The sequence below is a fragment of the Microbacterium sp. UNCCL10 genome (genome assembly GCF_000746195.1).
In the GTDB taxonomy this organism is placed as follows: Bacteria; Actinomycetota; Actinomycetes; order Actinomycetales; family Microbacteriaceae; genus Microbacterium; species Microbacterium saccharophilum.
Window position 1 is genome coordinate 1,647,728 of sequence record NZ_JQKT01000007.1, and the last position, 14,938, is coordinate 1,662,665.

Consider the following 14,938-nt stretch of genomic DNA (forward strand, 5'->3'; position numbering starts at 1 on the left):
CGCCTGATGCGTCAGGCGGGGGTCTTCTCCTGGATCCCCCACGGCGACCCGTAGGCACCGCCGAGGAGGTCGAGGAACGGTCGCGCGTCGAACGCCTCCGGTCCGAGCACGCCCACGCCCGACCACACTCCCGTGGCGAGCAGCTCGAGCGCGATCACGGGGTTGATGGCGGTCTGCCACACGACGGCCTGCGAGTTGTACTCGCGCATCGTGTCCTCGTTGTCGACGACGTGGTAGAGGTAGGTCGACCGGGGCTGCCCGTCCTTGCCCTTGCCCGTGACCCAGACGCCCGCGCAGGTCTTCCCAGTCATCTTGTCGCCGATGGTCGCCGGGTCGGGCAGGCAGGCGGCGACCACGTCGCGCGGCGACACCTCGACACCCTTCACGTTCACCTTCTCGGTCCGGTCCAGGCCCACCTTGTTCAGCACCTTCAGCACCTCGATGAACTCGTCGCCGAGACCGTACTTGAAGGTGACGCGGCGCGCGTTCGTCCACCGGGGCATGAGAAGCACCTCCTCGTGCTCGACGTTGACGCACTCCACCGGCCCGATGCCCTCCGGGAAATCGAACACCTCCGGCTCGCTGAAGGGCGCCGTCGTGTACCAGCCGCGATCCCTTTCGTAGACGACCGGCGGGTTCAGGCACTCCTCGATGGTCGTCCAGATGGAGAAGGAGGGCGCGAAGTCGTACCCGGCGACGACGAGGTTCGCGCCGTCGCGCACGCCGAGTTCGTCGATCTCGCTGAACAGCTCGTCCTCCGCGTAGCGGGCGAACACGTCGGACAGGCCCGGCTCGACGCCGATGCCGACGAGCGCGAGCCGGCCGGCATCCTTCCACTCCTGCTCCTTCGCGAACTGCTCGTCGCCGAGCTTCACGCCGGGCAGCTCGTACGGGCGGTCCGGATGCCGGCGGGAGAGGCTCATCGCCATGTCGAGGTAGACGGCCCCGGCGGCGAAGCAGCCGTCGAAGATCGGCATGACGAAACGCGGGTCGACGGCGTTCAGGACATGCGTGGCCCCGTGCTCGGCGATGAGCGCGGCGACCGAGTCCGCACTCGACGCGTCGACCTGCGCCGCGACGAGCCGCGCATCGCCGAGTTCGTCGACGAGGGCCTGCGGCCGGGCGGGGTCGTAGTCGGCGATGATCAGGCGGTCGAAGAACTCGCGGCGGACGGCGATGCGGGCGGCGGCGGACCCGACGCCGCCGGCGCCGACGATGAGGATGCGCATGGGGATTCCCTTCGGCGATCGGGGTGGCAGGGCGCGGACGGCGGTCAGGCGCGGCCGCCGTCGACGGAGCGGACGAACTCGCCCGGCTCCTCCGGCACGAGCACGGGCGTCTCGCGGTTCAGGCTCTCACCGCGGAAGAACCGCTTCGAGCGCGGGAAGAAGTACCACGCGACCATGAGGACGACGCCCACCAGCAGCGCGCCGATCCCGACGACGAACGTGCTGCCCACGCCGAGGAGGGTGCCGGAGTACCCGTAATCGGGGTCGAGCATGTCGACGGCGGACTGGACGAACGCGTACGTCAGCATGAGGGCGCCGAGCAGCGGCAGGATCCCGCGGTAGAGGAGGTTTCGGCCGGACGTGAACAGGTCGCGCCGGAAGTACCAGACGCAGGCGTAGCCCGTGATGGCGTAGTAGAACGCGATCGCGAGCCCCAGCGACAGGATGGTGTCCTGCAGGATGCTGTCGCTGATCGTCGTCATCACGACGTAGTAGACGCTCGCGACGATGCCCATGATGAGCGTGGAGAAGGACGGCGTCGCGTACCGCGGGTGAACGTCCTTGAACCGCGCCGGCAGCGCCCGGTACACGCCCATCGCGAGGGTGCCGCGCGCGGTCGGGAGAATCGTCGTCTGGGTCGAGGAGACGGCGGAGATGAGCACCGCCACGACGAGAACCCAGCCCCACGGGCCGAGCAGCCCGTCCTTGATGGCGAGGAAGAAGTCGTCGGCGTTCGCCTCGTTGCCGAGTCCCGTCCCGTCCTCCCCCACGCCCGCGTACATCATCGCGGCGATCGTCACCGAGACGTAGGTGACGAGCAGCAGGAGGCAGGTGAGGACGGCGGCGAGGCCGGGGATGCGCTTGGGGTCCTTCGTCTCCTCGTTCAGCGCCAGGCAGGTGTCCCAGCCCCAGTAGATGAACAGGGCGAGCAGCACCGCTTCGACGAAGCCGCTCCACTCGCCGAAGGCGAACGGGTTCAGCCACTCCCAGTCGAACGGGGTCGGATTCGGCGCGGTCCCGGCGAAGAACTGGGTCAGCGCCGCGATCACGAAGACGATGAGCGCCAGGTACTGGATGGCGAGCAGCACGTTCTGGATGCGCTCGCCGATCTCGACACCCCGCCAGGACACCCACGTCATGGCGGCGATGAAGGCCACCCCGACCAGGACGATGCGCCAGTCGTTGGGGGCGTCGAACTCCTGCCCGAGGAGCGCCCAGAAGTAGATCGAGGCGATCTGGGCGAGGTTCGCGAGGACGATCATGCCGGCCACCGCGACACCCCACCCGCCCATCCAGCCCACCCACGGCCCGAACGCCTTCGTGCCCCAGGTGAACGTCGTGCCGCAGTCCGGCACGTCGTTGTTGAGCTCCCGGTATGCGAACGCGATGAAGAGCATCGGGATGAAGGCGACGATGAAGGCGATGGGTGCTTGCGCGCCGACGGCGAGCACCACCCAGCCGAGGGTCGCGACGAGGGAGTACACGGGTGCGGTGGAGGCCAGGCCGATGACGGTCGAGCCCCAGAGGCCGAGCGTTCCTGCGGCGAGCCCCTTGCCATCACCCCGGGTCAGGTGAACAGGCGTGGTAGTCACAGTCGTGACGCTAGGCCCGGGCGGCCGGGCAGGTCAAGGGACGCGCCGCGGGTCGGGGAGCACGACGCGGCGAGGCGGGGCGTCCGGGTCTCCGCGCACGAGCCACGCCCGCCGCCCGCCGGCGAGCGCGTACGGCGGCAGGTCGCGGCGGCCCGTGACCACCCGGTACTCCGCCGCACATGCGGCGTCCACGACGAGGTCGGCCTCGGCGCGCGCACGGGCGAGGAGCTGCCATCGTGCGAGCCATTCCTCGGGCGTGCCCCACACGACGGCGCCGGGGCGGAGCTCGGCGTCGTCCGCCGCGACGTGGGCGATCCGCAGACCGCCGTCGCGCCACAGGGCGAGGGTCGCCCGGGCGCCGGGACCGGTCGGCGCGACGAACGCCGCGGCACGGCGCCCGGGATGGAGGACCCGCGGGGTGGGGTGCCCGTCGGGCGCGGGCGGATCGGCGGCGAACGCGAACTGCACGAGCTCCCCGCCCAGCCGGCCTCGTCCCGGTGGCGGATCGGCCAGGAAGCCGGCGGAGTCACCTCCGGCGGCGACGTGGTCGGCGCGGGAGGCCACGGCGAGGAGCGCCCGGCGCGGGATCAGCTCGGCGAGCCGGGCGAGCCCGCCGCTCAGCCGCTGCGCCGTCACGACGAGGATCACGCCGCGCGCGCGGCTCGTTCTCGCCAGCGCCTCCAGCCGCTCCAGGACGACCGCAGCGTAGTCGGCCGGAAGCCGGGCGAGGAGGGCGTCGGCGTCGTCGACCAGGACGGCGGTGCCGGGTCGGAGGCCCTCGAGAGCCTCGCTCGCATCCCAGGCCGCCTCGGGGTGGGCCGGGAGCGCGTGCACCTCGGCGACCTGCGCCGCGATGGCCCGCACGATCGCGGTGCGGCCGGAGCCCGTCCGCCCGATGACGACGAGTCCGGGCTCCCCCGGCGCGAGGCGGACGACCGGCTGCCGCTGCCGTTCCGGCTGATCGGCGACCCCGAGCACGATGCGCCCGGGCTCCCGCACGGCCTGGAGGTCGAGCATCTCCGGCAGCGCCGGCAGCCACGGACGTCGCGCGCGGGGGCCCGGCGTCCGGGCGACGATGCGCGCGACCGTCGCATCGTCGCAGAGCGCGATCCGGAGAGTGCGCGGCAGAGCGTCGCCGGCGGCCCGGACCAGCGCGATGCCCCGCGCGTCGGGGCTGCCGCTCAGCAGCACGGCCTCGTCCGTCCCGAGCACGGCGCGGGAGTCGCCGGCGTCGGTCACCCGCAGGCTGATCCGCAGCGGGGCGTTGGCCAGCACCGCGTCGCGGAACACTCCCGCAGCCCGTTGGGAGGCGATGATGAGGTGGATGCCGAGCGCGCGCCCGCGCGCGGCGATGTCGCCGAAGAGGTCGTGCAGGGCCGGATGGGCGGCCACGAGCGCCGCGTACTCGTCGACCACGACGACGAGCCGCGCGAGATCGACCTGCGCGATCTCGCGCGCCCCGGCCTCCGCGAGCACCCGCTCCCGGTGCCGGATCTCGGCGCGCAGGCTCTCGACGGCGCGCACGGCGGCCGTCTCGTCGAGATCCGTGAGCACACCGGTGACCTGCGGCAGCGGCAGCAGCGCGTCGAACGTGCGGCCGCCCTTGAAGTCGACGAGGAGGAACGACACCTGTGCGGGGCCGTGGGCGGCGCACAGGGCGACGATCCAGGAGGTGAGCAGCTCGCTCTTGCCCGACCCCGTCACGCCGATGACGACCGCGTGGGGTCCGTCCCGCACGAGATCGAGCACGAGAGGTCGCCCCGCGATCGTGCCGATCGGCGCGGGAAGGCGCGTACGGTCGGCCGGCGGGAGCTCCTCGATGAGCTCCGCGAGCCCGACGCCGGACTCGACCGGCGGCGCGCCGGCATCCGCCCGCGCCGCCAGCAGCAGCGCGAGCCCGCGCGCCTGCGCTGCGGACAGCGACTCGATCCGCACGTCGCGGCTCACCCCGTCATGGTCGAGCACGGCCCGATCGATCCCGGTGAGGGTGAGCACCGCGGCGCACCGCGGCGGTGTCGGACTGCCGGGGTCGACCCGGACGATCGGGATGTCCGCGGCGGGAGGCAGGGCGCCGGCGTCGGCGGGCACGCACAGGAGCCGCCCCGCGACGGCGGCGGCGTGCGGCAGGCTCTGCAGCTCCGGTGCACCCTCGCTCTGGAGGCGGACCGCCCCGGGCGGCGCACCGAGGCACGCCTGCAGCGTCAGCGCCCGCACGACGCCGTCCGCGAGAAGCGGCGGACCCACGACGGCGACGCCCGCGTCCATGGGCACGGTGATCGGGGCATCGTCCAGCCGGCGAGCGGCCCGCTCCAGCTGACGGGCCGCCGCCCCGCCGTCGCCGCCGGTCACGCGCAGCCGGCTGCTCGTCTCGCCGCGGCCGACGACGAGGACGTCGCTGCGGCCGGCGACCGGACGCCAGATGTCCGCCGGCGCGACGGCGAATGTCGCGACATCCGGATGCCGGGCCCACAGCGCCGCCCGTTCGGCGTCGTGGCGCTCCGCCAGAGTCGTCCGCAGCCGTGCGAGCGCCTCCGCGGATTCCCGGGCGGCCCCTCGCCGCTGCCGCCGGGCGCCGCGGCGCGCGTCGAGCGCCGATGCGCCGGCCAGGACCGGACCGAGCGCCGCGAACCAGAGCGCGAAGGGCGACCCCGTGATGGCCCACAGCAGGACGGCGCCGGCGACCGAGGCGAGCGCGGACAGCACCGGGAGCGGGGTCCGTGGCGGCGGGGGTGGTGCGGGCGGCAGCGCGAGCGGCCCGTCGAAATCGTCGGGATGCACGAGGCCCATCGAATCGCGCCGCGGACCCGCGCGGCGGACCGGACCCGGTTCGGGGGTGGAGGCGGTGTCAGTCGGCGACTGGGGAGGAGCCGGTGCGGGCGACGTTCAGCACGATGATCGTGATGTTGTCGCGGCCGCCGTTCTCCAGCGCCGCCTCGAGCATGGCATCGACGGCGTCGCCGGGATCGGCGTGCTGCAGCAGGAAGTGCAGGATGCCGTAGTCGGTGAGCTCCTTCGTCAGCCCGTCGCTGCAGATGACGAAGCGGTCGCCGTCGACGACCTCGAGCCGGACGTAGTCCGGTACGACGCCGTCGCTCGGACCCACGGCGCGCGTGATGACGTTGCCGTAGGGGTGGTTCTCCGCCTCCTCGGGGCTCAGCCGGCCCGAGGCGATGAGCTCCTGGACGACGGAATGGTCGGTCGTGACCTGCGCGAGGCTGTCGTCCCGGAAGAGGTAGACGCGCGAGTCGCCGATGTTGAAGGTGACCCAGGTCGGCTCGGCGTCGGTGGCGTCGAGATAGACCCCGGTGACCGTCGTGCCGGTGCCGTCGTCGGTCGCCTCAGGGTGCGACGAGATGTCGGCGACGGCGCGGGAGAGCGCCTTCTCGATCGTCTTCGGGGTGACGGGTCCCTTGGCGACGACGCCGGCGAGCCGTTCGACGGTGCTCGAGCTGGCGATCTCGCCGCCGATGTGCCCGCCCATGCCGTCCGCGACGGCGAAGAGCGGGTAGCGGGCCAGCACGGCGTCCTGATTGCCGTCACGCCGGCGGCCCTTGTGGGTCACGTCGGCCCACGTGAGCTCGAGCGAACCGTCCGGAAGGGGGACGGTGTGCGACTCGGTCGCAGGTTCGGGCACGCTGACACCCTTTTCTTGGTCGACGGATCGCGTCCTCACACTCTAGTGGACGCCGCGCATGGCGGCCCGCCGCCGCTCGACGGCATCCGGGGATCGCCGTGGTGTCCGCGGGAGCCGCACGCGACGGAACCCCCGACCACGCGGACCGGGGGTTCCGTGACCAGGGCGATCAGACCCGCGGCGGTGCCGGCGGCTCGGCGGCCGGCGGCTCGGCTGCCGGGGGCTCGGCTGCCGGCGGCTGCGCCGCGGGAGGCGGCGTCACGTCGGCGGCGGGCGGCGGCGGCTGATATCCCGCGGGCGGGGCCGGAGGCGGCTGATACCCGGCCGGCGGTGCCGGCGGCGCCTGGTACCCCGCGGGCGGCGGCGGCGGGGTGTAGCCGGCCGGCGGAGCGGGCGGCGTGTACCCGGCCGGCGGAGCGGACGGGTAGCCTCCGGGACCGCCCGGTGCCGCGTAGCCACCGGCCGGCACCTGGGCGGGAACGCCCGGCCACACCGTCTGGTCGCTGAGGAACGCGTTCGACACCCACGGCGCCGGCGCGATCGCGGTGTTCCACCGCGACTTGTCGAAGGCCAGAATGCCGAGCCACACGGGGGCGAGGAGGATGTACAGGACGACCCAGACGGACTCCTTCTGCAGCTTCAGCCCGACCCGCCACGCCGCGAGGGCGAGGACGAGGTAGCTCGCGATGGAGATCAGCTGCCCGACGACCGGCAGCCAGCTGAGGAAGATCGACGCGCCGATGGCGATGAGGATCAGCCACGGGCTCAGGTCGCCCAGCTTCGAGAACACCATGTAGTTGTAGATGGGCACCCATGCGCGCCACTTCCCCTGCACGCCCGCCTTGTCGAAGATCCTCATGAGGAAGAAGGACGTGACGACCCACAGCGCCACGGCGAGGACGAAGAAGAGGAAGCCGAGCGCGAGTACGGCTGCGATACCCGGACCGTCGTTGTAGTCCATATCGTCCCTTTCAGAACGTGCGGCATCGCCGCCCGAGGAATCCGGGCGATCGCCCGGTTGGCTCACATCGTAGCGATGCGCGTGGCCGCGAGGGGGAAACTGCGCCACACCTCGCCCCGGCGCGCCGCGGTCGATAGCCTGGCCAGAGCACAGCCGAAGGGACGCCATGACCGACATCAACGATCCGACCCCTCCCCCGCCGCCGAGCGTTCCCGCCGCGGAGGCGGCACGCGCGGCCGCGCGGGACGATGCGACCGGGACGGCGCAACCGGCCTACGACCCGGCCATCGACCCGGACGACACGGGCGTTCCCCAGGCGGCGCCGGGCGCCGACCTCGCTGCGACGGGGCGCGGGTTCCTGAGGTCGCTGTTCGATGTGTCGTTCTCCACGTTCATCACGCGCCGCCTCGCGAGCGCCTTCTATGTCGTGGGGCTCGTCGCCATCGGCATCGCGTTCATCGTGTACTTCGTCGGCGGCCTGGTCTCCGGCATCGGCGCGCTGTGGTGGAACCCGGGCGCGGGCATCTCGCTCATCGTCGCGACGCTCATCGTCGTGCCGATCGCGGCGTTCCTCGCCGTCGTCGTGCTGCGTTTCATCATCGAGGCGGTCGTGGCGCTCATCGCCATCGCGGAGAACACGCAGCAGACCGCGGAGAACACCGAGCGCGGCTGACCGCCCTCAGACCACGAGCTCCAGTTCGCCCGGGGCCCCGGGCTGCAGCGTCCACCCGGCATCTCCCGCCCAGCGCAGCAGGGCGTCGCGCGTGGACACCCGCGGACGGGCGAGGGCGAGCGCGCGGGTGAACGCGCCTTTGGCGTGCTTGTTGAAGTGGTTGAGCGCCCGGACGGCCCCGTCCGGCCCGGCGGTGACGACGCGGACGTAGGCGGAAGGAACCCCCGGCGGGACGGGGCCCAGGGCGGCGTAGGCCTCGGAGCGCATGTCGAGGACGAAGCGCGGGCCGGCCTCCGCGAGGGCGGCCGAGACGGGTTCGGCCCACACCCGGCGCAGCGGCTCGACGCCGGGAAGAGCCGACCCCGCGGCGAGCCGGTACGCGGGGATGGGGTCGAGCGCCGCGACGGGACCGAACGGCGCGGAGTGGATCAGCACATGGGCGCCCAGCCACCGCCGCGCGACGGCCGGCAGCGACGCGGCATCCAGCGCGTCGAAGAGCACGCCGGTGTACCGGTCGACCGCGGGCATCGTCGCAGCGGTCCGCAGCTCCGCGTTGACGCCGATCTCGCCGCGCTGGCGGTCGGACAGCTTGAGGATCCGCGCGGCGGCCTCGGGATCGGCGCTCAGCGCCACGAGGGCATCGACGACCCGTCGGCGCGGGCCGGTCAGCGCGGGCAGGGCGAGGGACGCGGGATCGAAGGATGCGCCGGCACCACCGGGGCGCTTGGTCTCGGACGGGGGAAGGAGGATCAACATGGGCGGGAACGACGACGCCGCCCGGCGGACCGGGCGGCGTCGTTCGTGCGTGTCAGGCCTGCAGGGCCGCGTGACCGGCGACGATCGTGAGGACGTCGCCTTCCATCGAGAGGAAGCCGTCGTGCGCCGTCGCGACCACCTTGGCACCGTCGGTCTGCGTGATGCGGACCTGGCCTTCGGCGAGGATCGCGAGCACCGGCTCGTGACCGGTCATGAAACCGATCTCGCCCTCGACGGTCTTGGCGACGACGAGGCTCGCCTCGCCGTGCCAGACCTCCTCCTCCGCGGAGACGAGGGTGACGGTCAGCGCCATGTCAGTTGTTCTCCTTCTGGATCTGCGCCCACTTCTCTTCGACGTCGGAGATGCCGCCGACGTTGAAGAACGCCTGCTCGGCGACGTGGTCGAAGTCACCCTTGACGATGGCGTCGAACGACTCGATGGTCTCCTTGATCGGGACCGTGGAGCCCTCGACACCGGTGAACTTCTTCGCCATGTAGGTGTTCTGGGAGAGGAACTGCTGGATGCGGCGGGCGCGCGAGACGACGACCTTGTCCTCCTCGGACAGCTCGTCGACACCGAGGATCGCGATGATCTCCTGCAGCTCCTTGTTCTTCTGCAGGATCTGCTTCACGGCGGTGGCGACGCGGTAGTGGTCGGCACCGATGTAGCGCGGGTCCAGGATGCGGCTCGTCGAGGTCAGCGGGTCGACGGCCGGGTAGAGGCCCTTCGACGCGATCTCACGGGAGAGCTCGGTGGTGGCATCCAGGTGCGCGAACGTCGTCGCGGGGGCCGGGTCGGTGTAGTCGTCGGCGGGGACGTAGATCGCCTGCAGCGAGGTGATCGAGTGTCCGCGCGTGGAGGTGATGCGCTCCTGGAGCACACCCATCTCGTCGGCCAGGTTCGGCTGGTATCCCACGGCGGAGGGCATGCGGCCCAGCAGCGTGGAGACCTCGGAGCCGGCCTGCGTGAAGCGGAAGATGTTGTCGATGAACAGCAGCACGTCCTGCTTCTGCACGTCGCGGAAGTACTCCGCCATCGTCAGGGCCGACAGGGCGACGCGCAGACGCGTCCCCGGCGGCTCGTCCATCTGGCCGAAGACGAGGGCGGTCTTGTCGAAGACGCCCGCCTCCTCCATCTCGTGGATCAGGTCGTTGCCCTCACGGGTACGCTCGCCGACACCGGCGAACACCGACACACCGCCGTGGTCCTGCGCGACGCGCTGGATCATCTCCTGGATGAGGACCGTCTTGCCGACGCCGGCGCCGCCGAAGAGGCCGATCTTGCCGCCGAGGACGTAGGGCGTGAGGAGGTCGATGACCTTGATGCCGGTCTCGAACATCTGGGTCTTCGACTCGAGCTGATCGAAGTTCGGCGCCTGGCGGTGGATGCCCCAGCGCTCGGTGACCTCGATGGTCTCGCCGGGCGCGCCGTTGAGGACGTCGCCGGTCACGTTGAAGACCTTGCCCTTGGTGACATCGCCGACGGGGACCGTGATGGGCCCGCCGGTGTCGCGCACTTCCTGCCCGCGGACCATGCCGTCGGTGGGCTTGAGGGAGATGGCGCGCACGAGGTCGTCGCCGAGGTGCTGGGCGACCTCGAGCGTGATCTCGGTCTGCTCCTGGCCGATCGTGATCGTCGTCTTCAGAGCGTTGTAGATGTCGGGGATCGAGTCGTGCGGGAACTCGATGTCGACGACGGGGCCGGTGACGCGCGCAACGCGACCGACGACCGTGGTCTCGGCGGCTTCGGCAGTGACGGTGGTCATTGTCTGTCTCTTTCGGTTGGTCTTACTTGCCCGACGCCAGAGCGTCGGCGCCGCCGACGATCTCGGCGATCTGCTGCGTGATCTCCGCCTGGCGCGCGTTGTTGCGCAGGCGCGTGTAATCGGTGATGAGCTTGTCCGCGTTGTCGCTGGCCGACTTCATGGCCTTCTGCGTCGCCGCGTGCTTGGCCGCCGAGGACTGCAGGAGCGCGTTGAACACGCGGCTCTGCACGTACACCGGCAGGAGTGCGTCCAGCACGGTCTCCGGGCTCGGCTCGAACTCGTACAGCGGGTACACCTGGTTCGTGGCGGACTCCGCCTCGTCGGCCTCGACGACCTCCAGCGGAAGCAGGCGCACCGTCTCGGGCGACTGCGTCATCATGCTGACGAACCGGTTGTACACGAGGTGGATCTCGTCCACGCCGCCCTCGTCGCCGCCCAGGTCGTAGGCGCCCAGCAGGGCGCCGGCGATCTGCTCGGCCGTGTTGAAGTGCGGCGTGTCGGTGTCGCCGACCCACTCACCGGCGGACGCGATGCGGCGGAACTGGAAGAAGCCCACCGCCTTGCGACCGACGAGGTAGTAGTCGACCTCCTTGCCCTGCGAGCGGAGGAGCTCCGCCAGCTGCAGGCCTTCGCGGAGGATCTGCGAGTTGAACGCACCGGCAAGGCCCCGGTCGGATGCGAAGATCACGACCGCCGATCGGCGGATGACCTCGCGCTCCGTCGTGAGCGGATGCTGGACGTTGGAGTGCGTCGCCACGGCGGAGACGGCCCGCGTCACGGCACGCGCGAAGGGAGAGGACGCGCGAACGCGCGCCATCGCCTTCTGGATGCGCGAAGCCGCGATGAGTTCCATCGCCTTCGTGATCTTCTTGGTCGTCTGAGCAGAAGAGATCTTCTGCTTGTAGACCCGGAGTTGAGCGCCCATGGGTTCTGTGTCTCAGCAGCGACGCGGCTCAGCCGCGGCGGCCCTTGACGATCTTCTCCTGGTTCACGTCTTCCTCGTGAGCGGCGGCGACCTCTTCGTGACCCGGCTTGTTGATGGCCTGGCCCTTGCCGCCCTGGAACTCCAGGATGAAATCGTCGGTGACCTTGGTCAGCTCGACGACGGTGTCGTCGTCGAGGACGTTCGTCTCGCGCAGCCGGTCCAGGACCGTCGTGTTGCGCTTGAGGTGGTCGAGCAGGTCGCGCTCGAACCGCAGGACGTCCTCGACCTCGATCGTGTCGAGCTTGCCGTTGGTGCCGGCCCAGATCGAGACGACCTGCTCCTCGACGGGGTACGGGTCGTACTGCGGCTGCTTGAGCAGCTCGGTGAGGCGAGCACCGCGCGCCAGCTGGCGCCGCGAGGCGGCATCCAGGTCGGAGGCGAACATCGCGAACGCCTCGAGCGAGCGGTACTGGGCCAGTTCGAGCTTGAGCGTGCCGGAGACCTTCTTGATCGACTTGACCTGGGCGTCACCGCCGACGCGGGACACCGAGATGCCCACGTCGACCGCGGGACGCTGGTTCGCGTTGAACAGGTCGGACTGCAGGAAGATCTGGCCGTCGGTGATCGAGATGACGTTCGTCGGGATGTAGGCCGACACGTCGTTGGCCTTCGTCTCGATGATCGGCAGACCGGTCATGGAGCCGGCGCCCAGCTCGTCGGACAGCTTCGCGCAGCGCTCGAGCAGACGCGAGTGCAGGTAGAAGACGTCGCCGGGGTACGCCTCGCGGCCCGGCGGGCGGCGGAGCAGCAGCGACACGGCACGGTAGGCCTCGGCCTGCTTCGACAGGTCGTCGAAGATGATGAGGACGTGCTTGCCGCCGTACATCCAGTGCTGGCCGATGGCCGAGCCGGTGTAGGGGGCGAGGTACTTGAAGCCGGCGGGGTCGGATGCGGGAGCCGCGACGATCGTCGTGTACTCCATGGCACCGGCGTCCTCGAGCGCGCCCTTGACGCCGGCGATCGTGGAGCCCTTCTGGCCGATCGCGACGTAGATGCAGCGCACCTGCTTGTTCACGTCGCCGGAGTCCCAGTTGGCCTTCTGGTTGATGATCGTGTCGATCGCGATCGCGGTCTTGCCGGTCTGGCGGTCGCCGATGATGAGCTGACGCTGGCCGCGGCCGACGGGGATCATGGCGTCGATCGCCTTGATGCCGGTCTGCATGGGCTCGTGGACGCTCTTGCGCTGCATGACGCCGGGCGCCTGCAGCTCGAGGGCGCGGCGCCCCTCCGAGGCGACCTCGCCGAGTCCGTCGATCGGGTTGCCGAGCGGGTCGACGACGCGACCCAGGTAGCCGTCGCCGACGGGGACCGAGAGGACCTCACCGGTGCGGGTGACCTTCTGGCCGGCCTGGACGCCGGAGAAGTCGCCGAGAACGACGACGCCGATCTCGTGCTCGTCGAGGTTCAGCGCGAGACCCTCCACGCCGTTGTCGAACCGGACGAGCTCGTTCGCCATGACGCCGGGCAGACCCTCGACGTGGGCGATGCCGTCGGCCGCGTCGACGACGGTGCCGACTTCGGTCGCCGCGGCCCCGGTGGGCTCGTAGGCGGCGACGAAGTCTTTCAGCGCGTCACGGATGACGTCGGGGCTGATGGACAGTTCTGCCATGGTCTTCCTTCTTGTGCAATGTCTGTGTCGCAGAGCCGGGCCCTGCCGTGTCCGCCCCCGGTGGGGCGGGAAGTGTCAGCCCGCGAGCTTCTGACGCAGGTCGTTGAGGCGGGAGGAGACGGTGGCGTCGATCACGTCGTCGCCGATCTCGATGCGGAGGCCGCCGACGACCGTGGGGTCGACGACGACGTTCAGCGAGACCTCGGCGTCGTACCGCTGGCCGAGGGTGCGCTCCAGGCGCGTGCGCTGGGCGTCGCTGAGCGGCGCCGCCGTGTACACGGTGGCCACGGTGCGTCCGCGCTGGTCCGCGACGAGGCGGAGCGCGTGGGTCAGCAGCGAGCGCACGCGACGCTCGCGCGGCTGCTGGACCAGCGACGAGGCGATCAGGGTGGTCGCGCTGCTGGCACGGCCCTTCAGGATCGACTCCACGAGGGCGCCCTTGGCGTCCGCTCCACCCAGCCGGCTGCCGAGGGCGAGCTCGAGCTCGGCGTTGCCGGCGATCGCGCGGATGAGCTCGAACAGCTCACCGTCGACGTCGGCGGCCGCGTCGGCGATCGCCGCCGCGCGGATCGCGAGATCCTCGATGCCCGTGATGAGGTCGTCCTCGGACGACCACCGCTCGGCGACGACGGTCTGCAGCAGCGACACGGTCGTCGGCTGGAAGCCGGCGAACACGTCTGCGACCACGTTGATCCGCGCCCCGGTGGGAGCCGTCGAGTCGAAGAGCGCGCCGCTCAGCTGCGACGTCCCGCCGAGCGCGCGCGCCGCGGCGAACAGCTCGTGGGCGACGCCCAGGTCGACGGGGCCGACGGCATCCAATGCCGCGGTCGCAGCCGACTGCGCATGAGTGGTCGCGCTGCCCATCAGTTCGTCGCCTTCTCGGAGGCTTCGAGGTCGGCGAGGAAGCGGTCGACGACGGCCTGGGCCTTCGCGTCGTCGGAGAGGGTCTCCCCGATGACGCCGCCGGCCAGGTCGAGCGCGAGCGTGCCGACCTCGCTGCGCAGCGAGACCAGCGCCGACTGGCGCTCCGCCTCGATCTGCGTGTGCGCGGCGGCGCTGAGGCGGGCGGCCTCGGCGGACGCGGTCTCCTTGGCCTCGGTGACGATCTTCTTCCCGTCCTCACGGGCGGCGTCGCGGATCTCACCGGCTTCCTTGCGCGCCTCGGCGAGCTGCGAGGTGTACTCCTCGAGCGCGGCCTCGGCCTTGCGCTGGGCTTCGTCGGCCTTCGCGATGTTGCCCTCGATGGCCTCGGCGCGCTGGTCGAGCAGCGCCTTCATCTTCGGAAGGGCCACCTTCCAGAAGACGAAGAGGATGACGACGAAGCAGACCGCCGACCAGATGATGTCGTACCACGCCGGGATGAGAGGGTTGTGCGCAGTGGCACCCTCTTCCGCCGCATACGCGACAAGAGCGTTCAGCATCCTGTCTCCTTAAGACTGGGAAAGCGCGATCAGTAGCCGAAGATGAAGGCGGTGGCGATGCCGATGAAGGCGAGCGCCTCGGTGAAGGCGATGCCGATCCACATCAGGACCTGCAGGCGGCCGGCCAGCTCGGGCTGACGGGCGACGCCCTCGATCGTCTTGCCGACGACGATGCCCACGCCGATGGCGGGGCCGATGGCGGCGAGGCCGTAGCCGACCGTCGCGATGGAACCGGAGACCTCGGCGAGAACCGTAGTTGCGTCCACGGGGGTGTTTCCTTTCAGTTGGGTGGGTGGGCGTGTGCCCGCCCGC

General features: G+C 71.1%; 14 protein-coding genes. 1 reads left to right on the top strand and 13 read right to left on the bottom strand.

The window, feature by feature from the left end; all coding sequences use genetic code 11:
- Window positions 1–11 precede the first annotated feature (11 nt).
- The 5 genes from BR85_RS08120 to BR85_RS08140 all read right to left on the bottom strand — a co-directional run bounded on the left by BR85_RS08120 (window position 12) and on the right by BR85_RS08140 (window position 7,416).
- On the bottom strand, window positions 12–1,229 hold the full coding sequence (locus tag BR85_RS08120; RefSeq protein ID WP_028496089.1) for a saccharopine dehydrogenase family protein: 1,218 nt from the start codon (window positions 1,227–1,229) through the stop codon (window positions 12–14).
- A gap of 44 nt (window positions 1,230–1,273) precedes the next feature.
- Entirely contained in the window at window positions 1,274–2,821 is a 1,548-nt protein-coding gene (locus BR85_RS08125; RefSeq protein WP_028496090.1) for an APC family permease, read from the bottom strand.
- A 33-nt stretch (window positions 2,822–2,854) separates the two neighbouring features.
- Window positions 2,855–5,608, bottom strand: coding sequence for an FtsK/SpoIIIE domain-containing protein (locus tag BR85_RS08130; RefSeq protein ID WP_028496091.1), 2,754 nt, complete (start codon window positions 5,606–5,608; stop codon window positions 2,855–2,857).
- Window positions 5,609–5,666: 58 nt separating this feature from the next.
- Window positions 5,667–6,455: a PP2C family protein-serine/threonine phosphatase gene (locus BR85_RS08135; RefSeq protein WP_028496092.1), complete on the bottom strand. Its 789-nt coding sequence runs from the start codon at window positions 6,453–6,455 to the stop codon at window positions 5,667–5,669.
- Window positions 6,456–6,624: 169 nt separating this feature from the next.
- On the bottom strand, window positions 6,625–7,416 hold the full coding sequence (locus BR85_RS08140; RefSeq protein WP_092896868.1) for a DUF5684 domain-containing protein: 792 nt from the start codon (window positions 7,414–7,416) through the stop codon (window positions 6,625–6,627).
- Window positions 7,417–7,582: 166 nt separating this feature from the next.
- Between BR85_RS08140 and BR85_RS08145 the strand changes: the two genes are divergently transcribed.
- A complete protein-coding gene (locus BR85_RS08145) occupies window positions 7,583–8,089 on the top strand; it encodes a DUF4282 domain-containing protein (RefSeq protein WP_231478592.1) in 507 nt (168 codons plus the stop codon).
- Window positions 8,090–8,095: 6 nt separating this feature from the next.
- Here BR85_RS08145 and BR85_RS08150 read toward each other — a convergent pair whose 3' ends face one another.
- The 8 genes from BR85_RS08150 to atpE all read right to left on the bottom strand — a co-directional run bounded on the left by BR85_RS08150 (window position 8,096) and on the right by atpE (window position 14,892).
- Window positions 8,096–8,845: a YaaA family protein gene (locus BR85_RS08150; RefSeq protein ID WP_028496094.1), complete on the bottom strand. Its 750-nt coding sequence runs from the start codon at window positions 8,843–8,845 to the stop codon at window positions 8,096–8,098.
- Window positions 8,846–8,897: 52 nt separating this feature from the next.
- Window positions 8,898–9,158, bottom strand: a complete 261-nt coding sequence (locus BR85_RS08155) for a F0F1 ATP synthase subunit epsilon (RefSeq protein WP_028496095.1) — start codon at window positions 9,156–9,158, stop codon at window positions 8,898–8,900.
- 1 nt (window position 9,159) lies between these two features.
- Window positions 9,160–10,611: a F0F1 ATP synthase subunit beta gene (atpD, locus tag BR85_RS08160; RefSeq protein WP_028496096.1), complete on the bottom strand. Its 1,452-nt coding sequence runs from the start codon at window positions 10,609–10,611 to the stop codon at window positions 9,160–9,162.
- A gap of 22 nt (window positions 10,612–10,633) precedes the next feature.
- Window positions 10,634–11,536 (bottom strand): F0F1 ATP synthase subunit gamma, encoded by a 903-nt coding sequence (locus BR85_RS08165; RefSeq protein ID WP_028496097.1) that lies wholly within the window; start codon window positions 11,534–11,536, stop codon window positions 10,634–10,636.
- 28 nt (window positions 11,537–11,564) lie between these two features.
- Window positions 11,565–13,205, bottom strand: a complete 1,641-nt coding sequence (gene atpA / locus BR85_RS08170) for a F0F1 ATP synthase subunit alpha (RefSeq protein ID WP_028496098.1) — start codon at window positions 13,203–13,205, stop codon at window positions 11,565–11,567.
- A 75-nt stretch (window positions 13,206–13,280) separates the two neighbouring features.
- A complete protein-coding gene (locus BR85_RS08175; protein ID WP_028496099.1) occupies window positions 13,281–14,069 on the bottom strand; it encodes a F0F1 ATP synthase subunit delta in 789 nt (262 codons plus the stop codon).
- Window positions 14,069–14,626 carry a F0F1 ATP synthase subunit B gene (locus tag BR85_RS08180; protein ID WP_028496100.1) on the bottom strand — a complete coding sequence of 186 codons (558 nt, stop codon included), beginning with the start codon at window positions 14,624–14,626 and terminating at the stop codon, window positions 14,069–14,071. Before BR85_RS08180 ends, BR85_RS08175 begins: the two co-directional genes overlap by 1 nt.
- Window positions 14,627–14,655: 29 nt before the next feature.
- On the bottom strand, window positions 14,656–14,892 hold the full coding sequence (gene atpE / locus BR85_RS08185; RefSeq protein WP_028496101.1) for an ATP synthase F0 subunit C: 237 nt from the start codon (window positions 14,890–14,892) through the stop codon (window positions 14,656–14,658).
- Window positions 14,893–14,938 lie beyond the last annotated feature (46 nt).

Coding starts and splice junctions, on each gene's coding strand:
- atpA (WP_028496098.1), bottom strand. CDS start 13,205: ATGGCAGAACTGTCCATCAGCCCCGACGTCATCCGTGACGCGCTGAAA.
- BR85_RS08140 (WP_092896868.1), bottom strand. CDS start 7,416: ATGGACTACAACGACGGTCCGGGTATCGCAGCCGTACTCGCGCTCGGC.
- BR85_RS08150 (WP_028496094.1), bottom strand. CDS start 8,845: ATGTTGATCCTCCTTCCCCCGTCCGAGACCAAGCGCCCCGGTGGTGCC.
- BR85_RS08130 (WP_028496091.1), bottom strand. CDS start 5,608: ATGGGCCTCGTGCATCCCGACGATTTCGACGGGCCGCTCGCGCTGCCG.
- BR85_RS08180 (WP_028496100.1), bottom strand. CDS start 14,626: ATGCTGAACGCTCTTGTCGCGTATGCGGCGGAAGAGGGTGCCACTGCG.
- atpD (WP_028496096.1), bottom strand. CDS start 10,611: ATGACCACCGTCACTGCCGAAGCCGCCGAGACCACGGTCGTCGGTCGC.
- BR85_RS08175 (WP_028496099.1), bottom strand. CDS start 14,069: ATGGGCAGCGCGACCACTCATGCGCAGTCGGCTGCGACCGCGGCATTG.
- BR85_RS08145 (WP_231478592.1), top strand. CDS start 7,583: ATGACCGACATCAACGATCCGACCCCTCCCCCGCCGCCGAGCGTTCCC.
- BR85_RS08155 (WP_028496095.1), bottom strand. CDS start 9,158: ATGGCGCTGACCGTCACCCTCGTCTCCGCGGAGGAGGAGGTCTGGCAC.
- BR85_RS08165 (WP_028496097.1), bottom strand. CDS start 11,536: ATGGGCGCTCAACTCCGGGTCTACAAGCAGAAGATCTCTTCTGCTCAG.
- BR85_RS08120 (WP_028496089.1), bottom strand. CDS start 1,229: ATGCGCATCCTCATCGTCGGCGCCGGCGGCGTCGGGTCCGCCGCCGCC.